Origin of the sequence: Sphingomonas sp. LR60, assembly GCF_036855935.1 — a bacterium.
In the GTDB taxonomy this organism is placed as follows: Bacteria; Pseudomonadota; Alphaproteobacteria; order Sphingomonadales; family Sphingomonadaceae; genus Sphingomonas.
This window is the reverse complement of the sequence record NZ_JASPFK010000001.1, coordinates 1,838,571-1,852,118: the sequence shown is the minus strand read 5'-3', so window position 1 is coordinate 1,852,118 and position 13,548 is coordinate 1,838,571. Positions and strand designations below refer to the sequence as shown.

General features: G+C 65.8%; 14 protein-coding genes, 1 tRNA gene and 1 pseudogene. 5 read left to right on the top strand and 11 right to left on the bottom strand.

What is annotated here, in order from left to right:
* The first annotated feature begins 142 nt into the window (after positions 1 to 142).
* Together QP166_RS18980 and QP166_RS08470 are read left to right on the top strand one after the other, a co-directional pair.
* On the top strand, positions 143 to 439 hold the full coding sequence (locus QP166_RS18980; RefSeq protein ID WP_443027199.1) for a DUF2256 domain-containing protein: 297 nt from the start codon (positions 143 to 145) through the stop codon (positions 437 to 439).
* A 31-nt stretch (positions 440 to 470) separates the two neighbouring features.
* Positions 471 to 1,316, top strand: coding sequence for an RMD1 family protein (locus QP166_RS08470; RefSeq protein WP_333915513.1), 846 nt, complete (start codon positions 471 to 473; stop codon positions 1,314 to 1,316).
* A 112-nt stretch (positions 1,317 to 1,428) separates the two neighbouring features.
* On the opposite strand, the gene QP166_RS08465 is transcribed toward QP166_RS08470, so the two are convergent.
* Genes QP166_RS08465 through QP166_RS08455 form a run of 3 tightly spaced genes read right to left on the bottom strand, consistent with a single transcriptional unit; the run spans position 1,429 to position 2,697 of the window.
* Complete coding sequence (locus QP166_RS08465; RefSeq protein ID WP_443027198.1) at positions 1,429 to 1,626, bottom strand: SDR family oxidoreductase; 198 nt, start codon at positions 1,624 to 1,626, stop codon at positions 1,429 to 1,431.
* 21 nt (positions 1,627 to 1,647) lie between these two features.
* Entirely contained in the window at positions 1,648 to 2,106 is a 459-nt protein-coding gene (locus QP166_RS08460; protein WP_333915512.1) for a hypothetical protein, read from the bottom strand.
* 15 nt (positions 2,107 to 2,121) lie between these two features.
* Positions 2,122 to 2,697: a hypothetical protein gene (locus QP166_RS08455; RefSeq protein WP_333915511.1), complete on the bottom strand. Its 576-nt coding sequence runs from the start codon at positions 2,695 to 2,697 to the stop codon at positions 2,122 to 2,124.
* Between the two features lie 385 nt (positions 2,698 to 3,082).
* On the opposite strand from QP166_RS08455, the gene QP166_RS08450 reads away from it, so the two are divergent.
* Complete coding sequence (locus QP166_RS08450) at positions 3,083 to 3,367, top strand: hypothetical protein (RefSeq protein WP_333915510.1); 285 nt, start codon at positions 3,083 to 3,085, stop codon at positions 3,365 to 3,367.
* Between the two features lie 191 nt (positions 3,368 to 3,558).
* On the opposite strand, the gene QP166_RS08445 is transcribed toward QP166_RS08450, so the two are convergent.
* From QP166_RS08445 to QP166_RS08430, 4 genes and pseudogenes are all read right to left on the bottom strand, one after another.
* Positions 3,559 to 3,635, bottom strand: a tRNA-Pro gene (locus tag QP166_RS08445).
* A 125-nt stretch (positions 3,636 to 3,760) separates the two neighbouring features.
* Positions 3,761 to 4,033, bottom strand: a complete 273-nt coding sequence (locus QP166_RS08440; protein WP_333915509.1) for a hypothetical protein — start codon at positions 4,031 to 4,033, stop codon at positions 3,761 to 3,763.
* Positions 4,034 to 4,045: 12 nt separating this feature from the next.
* Complete coding sequence (locus QP166_RS08435; RefSeq protein WP_333915508.1) at positions 4,046 to 4,309, bottom strand: hypothetical protein; 264 nt, start codon at positions 4,307 to 4,309, stop codon at positions 4,046 to 4,048.
* A 162-nt stretch (positions 4,310 to 4,471) separates the two neighbouring features.
* Positions 4,472 to 5,870: pseudogene (locus QP166_RS08430) on the bottom strand (M20/M25/M40 family metallo-hydrolase).
* A gap of 110 nt (positions 5,871 to 5,980) precedes the next feature.
* Between QP166_RS08430 and ettA the strand changes: the two are divergent.
* Together ettA and QP166_RS08420 are read left to right on the top strand one after the other, a co-directional pair.
* On the top strand, positions 5,981 to 7,660 hold the full coding sequence (gene ettA, locus QP166_RS08425; protein WP_333915507.1) for an energy-dependent translational throttle protein EttA: 1,680 nt from the start codon (positions 5,981 to 5,983) through the stop codon (positions 7,658 to 7,660).
* 134 nt (positions 7,661 to 7,794) lie between these two features.
* Positions 7,795 to 8,271 carry a hypothetical protein gene (locus QP166_RS08420; RefSeq protein ID WP_333915506.1) on the top strand — a complete coding sequence of 159 codons (477 nt, stop codon included), beginning with the start codon at positions 7,795 to 7,797 and terminating at the stop codon, positions 8,269 to 8,271.
* Positions 8,272 to 8,399: 128 nt separating this feature from the next.
* On the opposite strand, the gene QP166_RS08415 is transcribed toward QP166_RS08420, so the two are convergent.
* The 4 genes from QP166_RS08415 to QP166_RS08400 all read right to left on the bottom strand — a co-directional run bounded on the left by QP166_RS08415 (position 8,400) and on the right by QP166_RS08400 (position 13,516).
* Positions 8,400 to 10,028, bottom strand: coding sequence for a M28 family peptidase (locus QP166_RS08415; RefSeq protein WP_333915505.1), 1,629 nt, complete (start codon positions 10,026 to 10,028; stop codon positions 8,400 to 8,402).
* 2 nt (positions 10,029 to 10,030) lie between these two features.
* Complete coding sequence (locus QP166_RS08410) at positions 10,031 to 10,825, bottom strand: NYN domain-containing protein (RefSeq protein WP_333915504.1); 795 nt, start codon at positions 10,823 to 10,825, stop codon at positions 10,031 to 10,033.
* A gap of 238 nt (positions 10,826 to 11,063) precedes the next feature.
* Complete coding sequence (gene greB, locus QP166_RS08405; protein WP_333915503.1) at positions 11,064 to 11,558, bottom strand: transcription elongation factor GreB; 495 nt, start codon at positions 11,556 to 11,558, stop codon at positions 11,064 to 11,066.
* Positions 11,555 to 13,516, bottom strand: a complete 1,962-nt coding sequence (locus QP166_RS08400) for a lytic transglycosylase domain-containing protein (protein WP_333915502.1) — start codon at positions 13,514 to 13,516, stop codon at positions 11,555 to 11,557. Before QP166_RS08400 ends, greB begins: the two co-directional genes overlap by 4 nt.
* Positions 13,517 to 13,548 lie beyond the last annotated feature (32 nt).

Below are 13,548 nucleotides of genomic sequence, written 5' to 3'. Positions count from 1 at the left end.
AGCGCCGGTTCTGATACGAGTTGCGATCGAAGGGCGATCGCGTCGGGATCGGGCGGCGCGCCGAACAGGCGACCATAGTCACGGCTGAACTGCGACTGGCTTTCATAACCGATCGCGAAGCCGACCCGCGCCGCGAGAGGCGGTGGAATGCACAGCGAACTGCCCGTTCTCCGGGATCGGGTACCGGCCGTTCGCTTGGCGCAAGAAGCGGGAGCGCGACTGGGGCGCCGTGAAATATTGCCCGGACCGCTGTGGCGCTTTTGGCACGGGTTTCGCCCCGCGGGGGAGATCGGGTTCACGATCACTCGTGTGCGGCCTTGGCGGCCTTCTTTCCAAGTTCCCATTGTGCGGTCGAAGACTTGCTGGAAGCGCCAAGCGGCCTACAGCGGAACATCGTCGCCAACTGTGGCGTGGCTGCGCCGGATCGTCGGGAACATAGAATCTTTCGAGAGTCGCTCGATAAAGGGGATATGCTCGTGCCCGACACACAGACGCTACGACCGACCGGGGTGCCGGAGGCGCTCGTCGCACCGCTGCCCGGAAGAGGTGACCAGGTCGAGATGCGCGCGCATCTCCTGGGCACGCGTATCGATATGCGCGCGCTCGCCGGATTCAGCGATCCCGAGATGGTCGAGCTGAAGGGTGCAGGCGCGTTTGTCTTCCGCTACGGCGCAGTCGTCCTCGTCGGTGCAACGCCTACGGAAGAGGCGCTGATCCTGGCCCAGGTTGCGCCGCATGCCGTCGATCCGCCGGCCACCCCCGAGATCGAGACCGCCCGCGTCGAACTGCGTGACGAAGGAGAGGAAACCGTATCCGCCGACGGCCGTATCCGGCTGCGAGAAGTAACTTCCGAGCGGCTACTGCTCGCCGCCACCGTTCTCGCGCGCTCCGTGGTCCTGGCGCGCGACGAGATGCGCATCGAGGACGCTTTCGACCGGATCGAGCCGCTTCTCACCGACATGCGGGAGCATGGTCGCGCCCATCTTCCCATCCGTCAGATCATGCGCCAGATCGGGAGCGTCCTCTCCGCTCAGCACCGCGTCGTCGGACGCGCGCGTATCGGCGAGAAGCCGGATCTGCTCTGGGAGCATCCGGAGCTCGACCGTCTTTATGGACGCCTCGAAGCGGAATATGAGCTGGGCGATCGCATGCGCACGATTGAGCGCAAGCTCGAGATGCTCGGCGACTCAGCCGAATGGTTGCTTGACTTGGTACAGGACAAACGCTCGTTGCGTCTTGAATTGTCAGTAATCGGGCTCATCGCTTTTGAAGTTGCCATCGGCCTGTACGAAATCGCGTTTCGCTGGCCGCATTAGCGATGGCATCAATCATTTTCGCGTCGATCGAACATTGGATGACCGAGTGTGGGTCAAGGCGGCGATAGCTTGGAGAGTCGCTCGCCCCAAAGGGCGAGCAACCACCAGGCGGTCAAACAGTGCGGATCGTTCCTCCGTCGATGACAAACTCTGCGCCGTGGATCGCGGCTGCGCGGTCGGCGGCAAGATAGGCGATCAGGTCGGCAACCTCCGCAGGTTCGGCTCCGCGACCGATAGGAATGCCGCCGAGAGCATCGAGAACTGACTGGCGAGCGTCTTCGATCGTGCCGCCGTTGGCCGCCTGAAGCATGGCGAGAAAGTCGCCTGTGGTTTAGGTTTCGCCTTCATGGCCGAAGATATCGCAGCGCAGGCTGTCACTCACGCGGCCTTTCAACATGGTGGTGGCGAGGCCGCGATAGCTGTGGACGTCCTTGTCCTTCCATGCCCCGCCAATTCGGCGGCGCCATTCCGTTCCGTTCGGAAAGGCCCAGCGCCGCAGCTTGATGAAGATCGCCTTGTAGAAGGTGCTCGCGAAGCTGGACGAGTCGGTCGACCCCATTTCGGGGAAGAGCATCGTGCAGCCGGCGCGGCGCAGTTCGGTGATATAGTCGATGAAGCCAAGCCGGATCAGTTCGGGATGGATCGGCAGCTTGCGGATCGACTGGACATTCTTGAGCGGGCGATCCTCAGTATAGTCGATGACGAAATAGGGGATCGGCTCATGCTCGTGCACCTCGGCCAGCCCCAACCCGGTCAATTCGGAACTGCGGCCGCCGTAGAGCGGCAGCATAAGCGGCAACCAATACTAGGCGTCATGAATGATTTCGGTTCCGGGCGTCAGGCGGTGGTCGACCCCTTTTGTGCCCGTCCAGATCAGCGCGGACAGCAGGTGTGCAACTTCGGCCTTCGTCCAGTTGGCGCGCTTGTCACGCTTGCGCTTGCGGTCCTTCCGCGGGCCCTTGCCCGCACCCTTTCGCGCCGTTTTGAACAGAAGCGGGATCGCGGGGCAATGGCCAGTTTCATCGCCATCCTCGCCCGCAGCGTGGTCCAGGACCGAGGTCACCCAAGTCAGATGTTTGTTGACCGTCACCTGACCGAGACCGACTTCGGACGCGGGCAGGGTTGCAGCGCGGGCAAGGCTGGCTTCGAAGCCGCCGGCGCGCTCCTCGCGGGTTCGGCCCCAGCGGTTCGGCAGGGCGGCACACAGCTTGGTGAAGGCGCGGACATGCGATTGTTCGAGGTCTTCGATCATGATGGCGGTGCCGCAGGCATAATCGAACAGGCGGATCGCGGTCCGCACCTGTTTGACCGTGTCGGTGTCCCAGTCGCCGTCCTTCTGGTGGTCGGCGATCGCTTCCTCGCTGGCCTCTATCAGGGACATCTTCGGGCGCACCGGTAGCGGGGCGTCGGCTCGCCTTCCACGGTCGGGGCGGGCGGCATGGGCGTGCCGGCGTCTGGCGTCGTGGCTGGCTCGACCGTTCAAAGGCAAAGGGGGTGTCGTCGCGGAGTGCTTCGTCGATCCACGCATCGCTTTCGTCCTCGCCCCAGGAAAGCCGCGCCGTCGCCTGGTGGCACGCCGCCGCCCTGGCCTTGCAGATGAGGCGTTGAACGCGCGCGACACTCTCGGCCGTGACGGTGAGGCCAAAGACTTCGCTATAGTCCGACACCTGGTCGCCTGAGATGGCGCCGCCGTTCTGGAGGTCGAAGATGATGTTCGCCACAGTCTTGGCCTGTGCTGGGCTCCAGCCGCTCGCAACTAGGCGCTGATGCTCGTCGAGCGTCCAGCGCGCCCCGATACCGCCGCGGGCGAGGAACTCCCATGCCTCGGCATGAAGCGAGTTCGCGGTGGCGTGGTCGCCCGGGTCCGCCAGGCTGCCGACTTGATCCTGCTCGATGCGCTGGAGCTGCCAGCGCAACGCGTCGCTGAACACCTGCCTTATCTGCTCGCGGCTCATGGCGGTGAACTGACCATAGGCCATGCGCAAACCCTCGACTGCGACACTCAGTCGGGCGGATATAGCGCGAGCTCGCGAATAATTCCCGGTCCGTAACGAAATCGAGAGCGGCAGCGGCCGGCCCGCCACCATGATCTTGCGCCGCCAATGATAGCTGCCGCCGCGCAGTTTCAGGTTCGGCAATCCCACGTCATTGCCCCCGATGGGTACAGCGATGGGTACAACCGTGGGTACAACGGTTCCCGATCGCCGGGTTGGCGACGTGAAATCAACAGCTTAGCGTGAGTTGGTCGGGGAGACAGGATTCGAACCTGCGACATCCTGCTCCCAAAGCAGGCGCGCTACCAGACTGCGCCACTCCCCGACGCGTGGAGGGTTCGGCCTAGGCCGCGCATCCGCCGCGTGCAAGCGCCGGATCATACCCTCACAAAAAGAAGAGGCGCCCGGGGGCGCCTCGCAACGGATGACCTCCGCCAAACCACAATACGCTCAGCGCTTTGCGGCACCATCCTCGGCCAAGTCGCGGACATTGTCCGCCTGGTCCGCAAGATTGTCGGCAGCACCCTCCAGCATGGCGGCGGCGCTGTCGTTGGCGGTGGCTTCAGCCATCGCATCGAGATCGTTGGCCTTGCGCTCCAGCGCGTCGGCCATCGCCTCGGCATTGTTACCGATCGAAGCCGTGCCTGAGCGGTCACTGCACGCCGTCACGCCGCAAAGCGCAATCGCGAGCAGGGGAAGGAACTTCCGCATGACCACCGGCACGGCTCCCGTCGATTACATGTTCTTCGCAGCGTCCTCGCCCGCGTCACGAACGTTGTCGGCGGCCGAGTGGATGTTCTCGGCAACCGCCTCAGCGTTGTCCTCGGAGAACGGGTTCGCAGTGGTGTTCGACATGTCGGCAACGTTGGCCGCCATGGCGTCCATGTTGTCTGCCATCATGTCGGCGTTGTTCTCGACCGCCGAAGCCTCAGGCGACTTCGAGCAAGCGGCGACCGACATCAGGCCAGCGGCGGCGGCAACGAGCAGGATCTTCTTCATCGGAATGCTCCCAAGCATTACATAAAAACACTCGCGCCCGACCCCAGCGCCGTCGCGAACGCTCGCAATACCCTACCAACCGGGGGGTCAATAAGCAAAATTCACCTTTGCGAAAGGTTGCGACGAATGGTGACCCGTTCAGGCACCCTTTTCACGCGATTTTCACGGCCGCGGCACTGCGCCGATTTCTTCGGGCGCGTTGGCGACGATCGCGAGCATCGTCGTCCAAGCCGCGACGTTCTGGCGCAATTGTTCGGGGTCGACGCGCTCCAGTGTGTCGTCGGGCGTGTGGTGGGTGTCGAAATAGCGCAGCCCGGACTGGTTGAGGTCGACACCGGCCACGCCGGTCGCGATCGTCGGCGCGATATCGGTGCCGTCGCCCGCACGTCCGCTGCCGGCAACGATGCCGAGCGGAGCAAGCGCGCTGGCCAGCCGGGCAGTCACCGCCTTGGCGGCGTCGGGAAATTGCGTCTCGAACCGCCAGACGCGGTCGGCGCCGAAGTCGCTTTCGGAGGCGGTGGCGTGGCGTTCGGCACCGTGGCGCTTGGCATAGGCCGCGCCGCCGAAGCCGCCGACTTCCTCGGCTCCGAACCACACGACGCGAGATCGTGCGGCGCGGGCGCTTTCCGCTGTCCATGATGCGCTTGGCTGCAGCGGTGGTGATCGCGACACCGCTGGCGTCGTCGATCGCGCCGGTGCCGAGGTCCCAGCTGTCGAGATGCCCACCCACCAGCACGACGCCCGCGGCAGGATCGGTGCCCGGCACCTCGGCGATGACATTGCCCGACTCGCGCTCGCCGATCATCTTCGGTGTCAGCAGCAGCTTGAGGCGGATCGGCTGCCCGCGCTTCGCCAACCGCTCGATCAGCGCCGCGTCGGGAGCGGAGAGCGCGGCGGCGGGGATCGGCTTGACGCCGGCGGGGAAGGTGGTGGTGCCGGTATGCGGCAGCCGGTGCGCATCGGTGCCGATCGAGCGGATCACGATCGCCGCCGCGCCCTTTTGCGAGGCTGTCGCCGGCCCGGTGAAGCGCGCGGTGCCGCTGCTGCCATAGCTCGACCCGTCCTGCGTCGGCTGCATCGCGTTGCCGATGTAGACGATCTTGTCGCGGACCGCCGAGGCGGGGGCGTTGGCGAACTCGGTATAGGAGGGGAAGACCACCAGTTCGGCGGTGAGCCCCTTGGCGCCGGTGCTCGCCGAATTGCCGAGCGCGGCGAGCGTCAACTTCTGCGGCACCGGCGCGACGAGCTCCGCGGTTTCGTCACCGCGCACCCACACCGCCATCCGGTACGGTTCGGCGCGGACGTTGCTGAAGCCGAGCGCGGTCAGCTTCTTCACCGCCCAATCGCGCGCGCGCGCCTCCGCCTCGGTCCCGGCCAGTCGCTGCCCGACCTCGGTGGTCAGCCCCTCGACGATCTCATAGGCGAGGTCGTCCTTCAGCGCGGCGTCGCGCAGCGCGGCGACCTGTGGATCGACGGCGGCCGGTGTGGGCGGCGCGGTGCGCTGCGCGGCGGCGGGGGTGGCGAGGAGCAGGGCGAGCGTCAACGGGGCAAGATGCTTCATGGAGCGTGGCGTAACCGGCGCGGTGCGGTTTGCCAACGGCGCGGGCTGCGCTTACATGCGCGCCAACGATTTTTTCGCCGCACCCTCTCTTTTACGGAGCCGCGCGCCAGATGGCCGTCCAGTATACCTATGTCATGAAGGGTCTTACCAAGACCTTCCCGGGCGCGAACAAGCCCGTCCTCAACAATATCCATTTGCAATTCCTGCCCTCGGCAAAGATCGCGATCATCGGGCCGAATGGCTCGGGCAAGTCGACGCTGATGAAGATCATGGCCGGGATGGACCCGGATTTCGTCGGCGAGGCATGGGCCGCGGACGGCGTCCGCGTCGGCTATCTCGCGCAGGAGCCGCTGCTCGATCCGACCAAGGACGTAATGGGCAACGTCAAGGACGGCGTGCGTCCGGTCGCGGATCTCGTCGATCGCTTCAATGCAATCTCGGCCGAAATGGGCGATCCGAAGGACGACACCGATTTCGACGCGCTGATGGAGGAAATGGGCGATCTTCAGGCGAAGATCGACGCGGTCGACGGCTGGGCGCTCGACAGCCAGCTCGAACAGGCGATGGAGGCACTTCGCTGCCCGCCCGGCGACTCCGCGGTCACCAATCTGTCCGGCGGTGAGAAGCGGCGCGTCGCGCTGTGCAAGCTGTTGCTGGAAAAGCCAGACATCCTGCTGCTCGACGAGCCGACCAACCACCTCGACGCCGAAAGCGTGTCGTGGCTGGAGAACTACCTCAAGGAATATACCGGTAACGTCATCCTCGTTACCCACGATCGCTACTTCCTCGACAACGTCGTCAACTGGGTGCTCGAGCTGGATCGCGGGCGTTACTACACCTATGAGTCGAACTACTCGGGCTATCTCGAGAAGAAGGCCAAGCGTCTCGAGCAGGAAGAGCGCGAGGAAGCCGGCAAGCAGAAGGCGATCGCCGACGAACTGGCGTGGATGCGCCAGACGCCAAAGGCTCGCCAGACCAAGAGCAAGGCCCGTATCCGCGCGTTCGACGAGCTGATGGAGAAGCAGGAGAACCGCGTTGCCGGCAAGGCCGCGATCCTGATCCAGCTTCCCTCGCGGCTGGGCGGCAAGGTGATCGAGGCCAAGGGGCTGACCAAGGCGTATGGCGACAAGTTGCTGTTCGACAACCTCGACTTCACGTTGCCGCCGGGCGGCATCGTCGGGGTGATCGGGCCGAACGGCGCTGGCAAGTCGACGCTGTTCAAGCTCATCACCGGGCAGGAGACGCCGGATTTGGGGACGATCGAGGTCGGCTCGACCGTCAAGCTCGGCTATGTCGACCAGAGCCGCGACGATCTCGATCCGAACAAGAACGTCTGGCAGGAAATCTCCGACGAGCTGGAAATCTTTCGGTTCGGCAAGCAGGAGATGGGGACGCGCGCCTATGTCGGCGCGTTCAACTTCCGCGGCCCGGATCAGCAGAAGAAGGTCGGCCAGCTATCGGGCGGTGAGCGCAACCGCGTCCATATGGCCAAGATGCTCAAGGAGGGCGGCAACGTCCTGCTGCTCGACGAACCGACCAACGATCTCGACGTCGAGACGCTGCGCGCGCTCGAGGAGGCGCTGGAGACGTTCGCGGGCTGTGCGGTGGTGATCAGCCACGATCGCTTCTTCCTCGATCGCCTGTGCACGCACATCCTGGCCTTCGAGGGTGACAGCCATGTCGAATGGTTCGAGGGCAATTACGAAAGTTACGAAGAGGACAAGCGCCGTCGTCTGGGCGACGCGGCCGACCGTCCGACACGGCTGGCATATAAGAAGCTGACGCGCTGAGCGGGGTGAGGGGCGGGTCGCGAAAGCGCTCCGTCCCTTGCTGACCCATGACGGCCGGGCAACGTTGAGCCGCCCATCGTTGCGTCATACGATCGAACCAGCGCCGGCTGCTACGGCGATTGGGGATCGAGCCGATGATCGCATTTTTGGTGCTTGCAAGTCTCGCTGGCCCGACCTGTGCGGTCGAGCGAGCGCATTACGCGCTAAGGCATCATCCTGAGGTGACCGCCGCCTTCCATCCAGTGGAGAGCGGTGCGGACTGGCCGGCTCGTGTCGCGTTGACGGTTCGCAATGCCGAGGCGAAGACGACGTCCTGGTGGTTGCCATGGGACGGCGGCAGCAACGGTCTGCAGAACATCGCGTCAACCGACGATCCGAATGCTCCTGGCTGGCATCCACCAAGTCCGGATGGCGGGCCAAGGCCACATGGGGATCGAGAATTTATCGGCATGGACGCTCAGTATCTGGTCCTTTCCGCCGCGCCAAAGCGGGGTGCCCGTGCTCCCGCCCATTTCATGCTTCCGGCGAGCGGCGGTTCTCAAGATGACGTCTTTCGTATTCGGCAGTTCTTCGATCTTGTCGGATGCACCCCTTGTCATGATCGACAATAGCCGACGATCCTAGGCGATCTATCTGAGAGGCCGTGCACAATAACCTGTGCCAGCCCGAACTGTTACCGATCGTCGCCTCCGCGATCGCGCTTTTTCACAACGCTGACAAACTCCGGATCGTCGAGCGCCTACTTCCGCTCCCCCGCGCTTTTGTTGCGCAGCGTCAGAAACTCGCTGCCCGCGCTCCACGTCGGCCACACGCCTGCCTTCGATAGCCGCGCCCCCATCGCGTGGAACAGGTCGACGTCCGCCGCGGCGCCCTGCAGCTTCCATCCAGCATCCCAGGCGTCGCAGGTCTTGTGATAGCAGGCCATGTAATCATCGAGCCACTTTTGCCCGCCCGCACGACCGCCGTCGCGCAGGTCCGCCGCGCCGCCCAGCGCCATCAGCAGCAGCGACGGCACCCCGCGCCGCACCACCGAGAAATGGTCGGCGCGATAGAAGAGCCCGCGCTCGCTGAACGTCTCCGGTGTCACGACACGGCCCTGCGCACGCGCCGCCTCCGCCAGCAACCCGTCGAGCGACGATTGTCCTTGCCCGACCAGCACCACGTCCTTTGCGGGACCCGCGGTCTGGAGGATGTCGAGCGTCAGGTTCGCCGCGGTCTTGGCGAGCGGATAGACCGGATGCGCAGCATAATGTTCGGAGCCCAGCAACCCGCGTTCCTCGCCGGTCCATAGCGCGAACACCAAGGTCCGCTCCGGCGCGGGCGCCGCCTTGAACAGGCGCGCCAGTTCGACCACGCCGGCGCTACCCAGCGCATCGTCGTTGGCCCCGGGGCGCAGCGTCTTGCCCGACGCATCCGCCGGGCCTTCGCCATACGCGTCCCAATGGGCCGCGAACATCACGGTCTCGTGGGGGCGCTTCGTGCCCGGGATCTTCGCCAGCACGTTGGCGCTTTCGATCCGCTCGACCGCGACCGTCGCACCGGCGGAGAAAAGTGGCTTCATCGCGACGGGGCGAAACGCCTTGGACCGCGCCGCGACGCGCAGCTTCGCGAGATCGAGCCCGGCGTCGGCGAACAGGCGGTCGGCCACGTCATGTTCGATCCAGCCTTGTAATGGCACGCGGGGATCGCTGGCGGTCCGGACGATGTCGTAATTCTCGCCGTTCGAGGCATTGACCGTCGACCATGGGTAGCCGGCACCGCCGGTATCATGGACGATCAGCGCGGCGGCCGCCCCGCGTCGTGCGGCTTCCTCGAACTTGTAGGTCCAGCGCCCGTAATAGGTCATCCGGCGGTCGCCGAACTTGCCCTTGGCGTCGTCGCCGGGCTGCGCTTCGAAGTCGGGATCGTTGACGAGGAAGACCAGGGTCTTGCCGCGTATGTCCATGCCCTTGAAGTCGTCCCATCCGGCCTCGGGTGCGGACACGCCATAGCCGACGAACACCATCGGCGAGTCGGTGATCGCCACGGTCGGCACGGCACGTACCGTGGTGACCGCGATCTCCTTGCCCTGCGTCACCGTCGTGCGTCCGATCGTCATCCGCGCGTCCGGCGCGACGCGGGTGTGGATCAGCGGGACTTTCTGCAGCCACTGACCGTCCGAGCCGCCGGGCTGGAACCCGAGCGCCGTGAAGCGCGCGACCAGCCAGTCGAGCGTCTTCTTCTCGCCGGCCGTACCGGGCGCGCGTCCGCCATATTCGGGCGACGCGAGCACGCGCACGTCGTCGGACAGCCGCTGCGGCGAAGCATCCTCCGCCAGCACCGGAGTGGCGATCGTCGCGGCCAGCGCCAGCGCCAAAGTAAGCCGCATCGTCAATCCTTCCATCGTACCAGCACGTGATTGTCGCGGCGGTCGACATCGATCGACCCGATCGCATCGACCAGGTCGGACAACCGCTTGTAGCCATAATTGCGCACGTCGAAGCTCGACCGGTTGGCCGCGCGCTGGCCCAGGGCGGAAAGCCGCACGAACCCCTTTGCGTCGGGCTTCAGCGAATCATAGGCGTCGTGGAGCAGCTGCAGCAGTTCGGGATCTTCCGCCGGGCGCGTCGTCGCCGGGGCAGGGGCTGGCGGCGGCGCAGTTGCCGACACGCCGATCGGCGGCGGCACCGACTCGCCGAACGGCACCTCGACCCGCCGCGCGCGCTTCGGCTTGGTCGTCTCCATCAGCGCGTTGACGTCGATGAAGCGCGTGCAGGCGTTGCGAAAGCCCGCCGGCGTGTTGCTGTTGCCGAAGCCGTAGACGTCGAGCCCGTCCTGCCGGATGCGGGTGGCGAGCGGCATGAAGTCGCTGTCCGACGACATGATCCCGAACGCATCCACCCGGCCGCGGTGGAGCAGATCCATCGCGTCGATCGTCATCTTCATGTCGGTGGCGTTCTTGCCGCGCGTCAGGTCGAACTGCTGCTGCGGTTCGATGCCGTGCTTGACGCTCATCTCGCGCCAGCCCTTCAGCCCTTCCTTGGACCAATTGCCGTAGACGCGGCGCACGTTGACGCGGCCGAACTCGGCAAGGGCGGTCAGCACGGGGTCGAGCGCTTGCCACGACGCATTGTCGGCGTCGATCAGCAGCGCGATGTTTAGATTGGGATTGTCGTCGGCAGCCATCTGCGCTGCATCGACTGCGGGAAGCGCTGGGTCAACGCCATCGTGATCCCCTCGCAACATCGTGATCTGACGAAACGTCGTGATTGATCGGAACTTCGTCGTTCCGCGAAGGCGGGAATCCAGACGCGCAGGTCCGTCGATGGAGGCGATAGATCAGAGGTTCTGGATCCCCGCCTCCGCGGGAATGACGGTCGTGGGGGGCGGGGGTGATCTCACAATGCGGGCGGTGGTCGAACAATCACGACCCCTGTGGCTCGGGATAGCCGATCGCCACGATCTCATATTCCCGCTCGCCCGCCGGCAACATGACGCGCCGCACGTCGCCGACCGCCGCGCCGCGCAAGGCGCGCGCGATCGGCGCATTCCATCCGACCCGCCCAGCGCCCGCCTCGGCCTCGTCGTCGCCGACGAGCGTCAGCACGCGTTCGTTGTCGTCCTCGTCGGCGATCGTCACGGTCGCGCCGAACCACACGCGCGAGCGGTCCTGCTGCTGCGCGAGATCGACGACCTTGGCGGCCTTCATCCGCTTCGACAGCCAGCCGAGCCGACGGTCGATCTCGCGCAGTCGCTTGCGGCCGTAGATATAGTCGCCGTTCTCGGACCGATCGCCGTTCCCCGCCGCCCAGCTGATTGTCTCGACCAGCGCGGGACGATCCTTGGCGAACAGCTGCTCATACTCCTCGCGCAGCTTCCGATAGCCGTCGGGCGTCAGGTAATTGGGCCGGTCGTTCATCCGCCGCGCGACCGCCCGAGATACCAGCTGAGATTGTTCGGCCCGCGGCTCTTGGCGCGCGAGGGGTTCATCAGATCGTAGACGACCGCATTTTCGAGCACCCGCTGGACGTAGTTGCGTGTCTCGCCATACGGGATCGCCTCGACCCAATCGACCGCGTCGACGCTCCCGGTGCGCGGATCGCCGTTGGCGCGCAGCCACTTGTTCACGTTGCCCGGCCCGGCATTGTAGGCGGCGATCGCCAGCGGATAGCTGCCGTACAGCGCGAAGATCCGCTGAAAATAGCTCGAGCCGAGCTGGATGTTGTAATTGGTGTCGTTGGTCAGCCGCAGCGGATCGTAGCTGAGCCCGAGCTTGCCGGCCTGCTCGCGTGCGGTGCCCGGCATCAACTGCATCAAGCCGCTCGCGCCGACCGGGCTGCGCGCCATGCGGTCGAACTGGCTTTCCTGCCGCGCGACCGCGTGGATCATCGGCCACTCCGCCTCGTATCCGCTCGGCACCGCGACGGTCGGGAAGCCGGTGGCGCTATATTCGGTCAGGCCGTTCTGCATCGCGCTGCGCCCGAGCAGCACGCCAAGATCGGGGCGGCCGAGCGAGCGCGACAATTCGTCCGCGAGGTAATGGTCGGTGTCGCTGGTCGCATCCGCCGCGATCTGCTTCACGAAGGCGGTCTGGTCCTGATATTGCCCGGCCTGCCCGAGGAACTGCGCCGCGCGCACCACCTCCCGACCATAGAAAGCCGAGCGCGCTGTCGCCGCTATCACCGGCGTCGGCGGGGCAGGGGGCGCGGTCAGCGGGCGGCGGAGATGCTCGATCGCCAATTGGCCGTAATATTGGTCGCGATAGCCGGCGGTGCGCTCGAACAGCGCATTGGCGTCGGGTTGGCGCGCCTGCTCGGCGGTGCGCGCCGCCCAATAGAGCCCCTTGGCGCGCGTCTGCGGCGACTGGCTGCCGAGCCCGTAGCGTTCGAACATCGCGCGCGCATCCGCGGGACGGCCGAGCTTGAGCGCGGCCTGACCCGCCAGCCACGCCAGCGAGGTATAATCGTCGCGCTCGCCATAAGGCTTGGTCGAGACGTCGGTGCCCGCCGGGTAAGCGTCGTCGATCTGGCGCGCGATGTCATAGGCGGTCTGCCACTGGCCGTCCGCCGCCGCCGCGCGTGCATTGACCAGCAGCGCCTCGTAGAATTTCTCGACATTGCCCGGCCGCGTCATGTCGGTGCGGGTGCGCGCCAGCCAGCCGCGCGCGCTGGGGCTTGCGCCCGAGTTGCGCAGCCACATCGCCTTGTCGGCGATATAGCCCGCATCGCGTGCGCCGATCGCGTCATAGCTGGCGGCGAGCGCCGAGGCGTTCTCGGCATTGCTGCGGAACGCCAGCCGCGCGGTGAACAGCGCGCGCGCGGCCTCACTGGTATAAGCGAGCATTCGTTGCGCGCTGCTGGTCGCACCCTGCCACAGCAACGCATCGGTGCGCGCGTCATGGTCGGCAGGCGATAGCGCGCTGGCGAACTGGGTCAGCACGGTCGATTCGTCCTGCGGCGACAGATTGCCGAGCCGCCAGCCGGTGCGCGCCGCCACCTGCGCGTCGATCGTCGCGCCGGTCGACTGATAGGCGCGTGCGCAGGCGATCCAGCCCGCCGCGGTCAACGGCTTCCACCGGCGGCAGAACGCCGCGACGCTCGCCACCGGCGTATTCGGATCGGTCGCCGCCTTGCGCTCCAGCGTGCGTCGGAAACCGGCCTCGCCCGGCCAGCCGGGATGGGCACTGATGAACGAGAAATAGCTGTCGAACGGCAACGCGTCGGTCTGTTGCAGCGCCTTCCACTGCGCGACCGGCTGCGCCATGCCCGGCAACGGGGCCGCCGCGACCGGGGGTTGTGCCGGCTGGGTCGCGGGCACCGCACCATATTGCCCGGCGACGACCGCCAGGATTCCTGCTGCTGCAACGAAAAGGATCAACGCACCCGCCTTCACTGTTTTTGACCAACGCC

Excerpts from the sequence above, each read along its gene's own strand:
- QP166_RS08465 (WP_443027198.1), bottom strand. The coding sequence starts at position 1,626 with ATGCTTCAGGCGGCCAACGGCGGCACGATCGAAGACGCTCGCCAGTCA.
- QP166_RS08420 (WP_333915506.1), top strand. The coding sequence starts at position 7,795 with ATGATCGCATTTTTGGTGCTTGCAAGTCTCGCTGGCCCGACCTGTGCG.
- QP166_RS08410 (WP_333915504.1), bottom strand. The coding sequence starts at position 10,825 with ATGGCTGCCGACGACAATCCCAATCTAAACATCGCGCTGCTGATCGAC.
- QP166_RS08455 (WP_333915511.1), bottom strand. The coding sequence starts at position 2,697 with ATGTCCCTGATAGAGGCCAGCGAGGAAGCGATCGCCGACCACCAGAAG.
- QP166_RS08460 (WP_333915512.1), bottom strand. The coding sequence starts at position 2,106 with ATGCTGCCGCTCTACGGCGGCCGCAGTTCCGAATTGACCGGGTTGGGG.
- QP166_RS08415 (WP_333915505.1), bottom strand. The coding sequence starts at position 10,028 with ATGCGGCTTACTTTGGCGCTGGCGCTGGCCGCGACGATCGCCACTCCG.
- QP166_RS08450 (WP_333915510.1), top strand. The coding sequence starts at position 3,083 with ATGCTCGTCGAGCGTCCAGCGCGCCCCGATACCGCCGCGGGCGAGGAA.
- ettA (WP_333915507.1), top strand. The coding sequence starts at position 5,981 with ATGGCCGTCCAGTATACCTATGTCATGAAGGGTCTTACCAAGACCTTC.
- QP166_RS08470 (WP_333915513.1), top strand. The coding sequence starts at position 471 with ATGCTCGTGCCCGACACACAGACGCTACGACCGACCGGGGTGCCGGAG.
- QP166_RS08435 (WP_333915508.1), bottom strand. The coding sequence starts at position 4,309 with ATGAAGAAGATCCTGCTCGTTGCCGCCGCCGCTGGCCTGATGTCGGTC.
- greB (WP_333915503.1), bottom strand. The coding sequence starts at position 11,558 with ATGAACGACCGGCCCAATTACCTGACGCCCGACGGCTATCGGAAGCTG.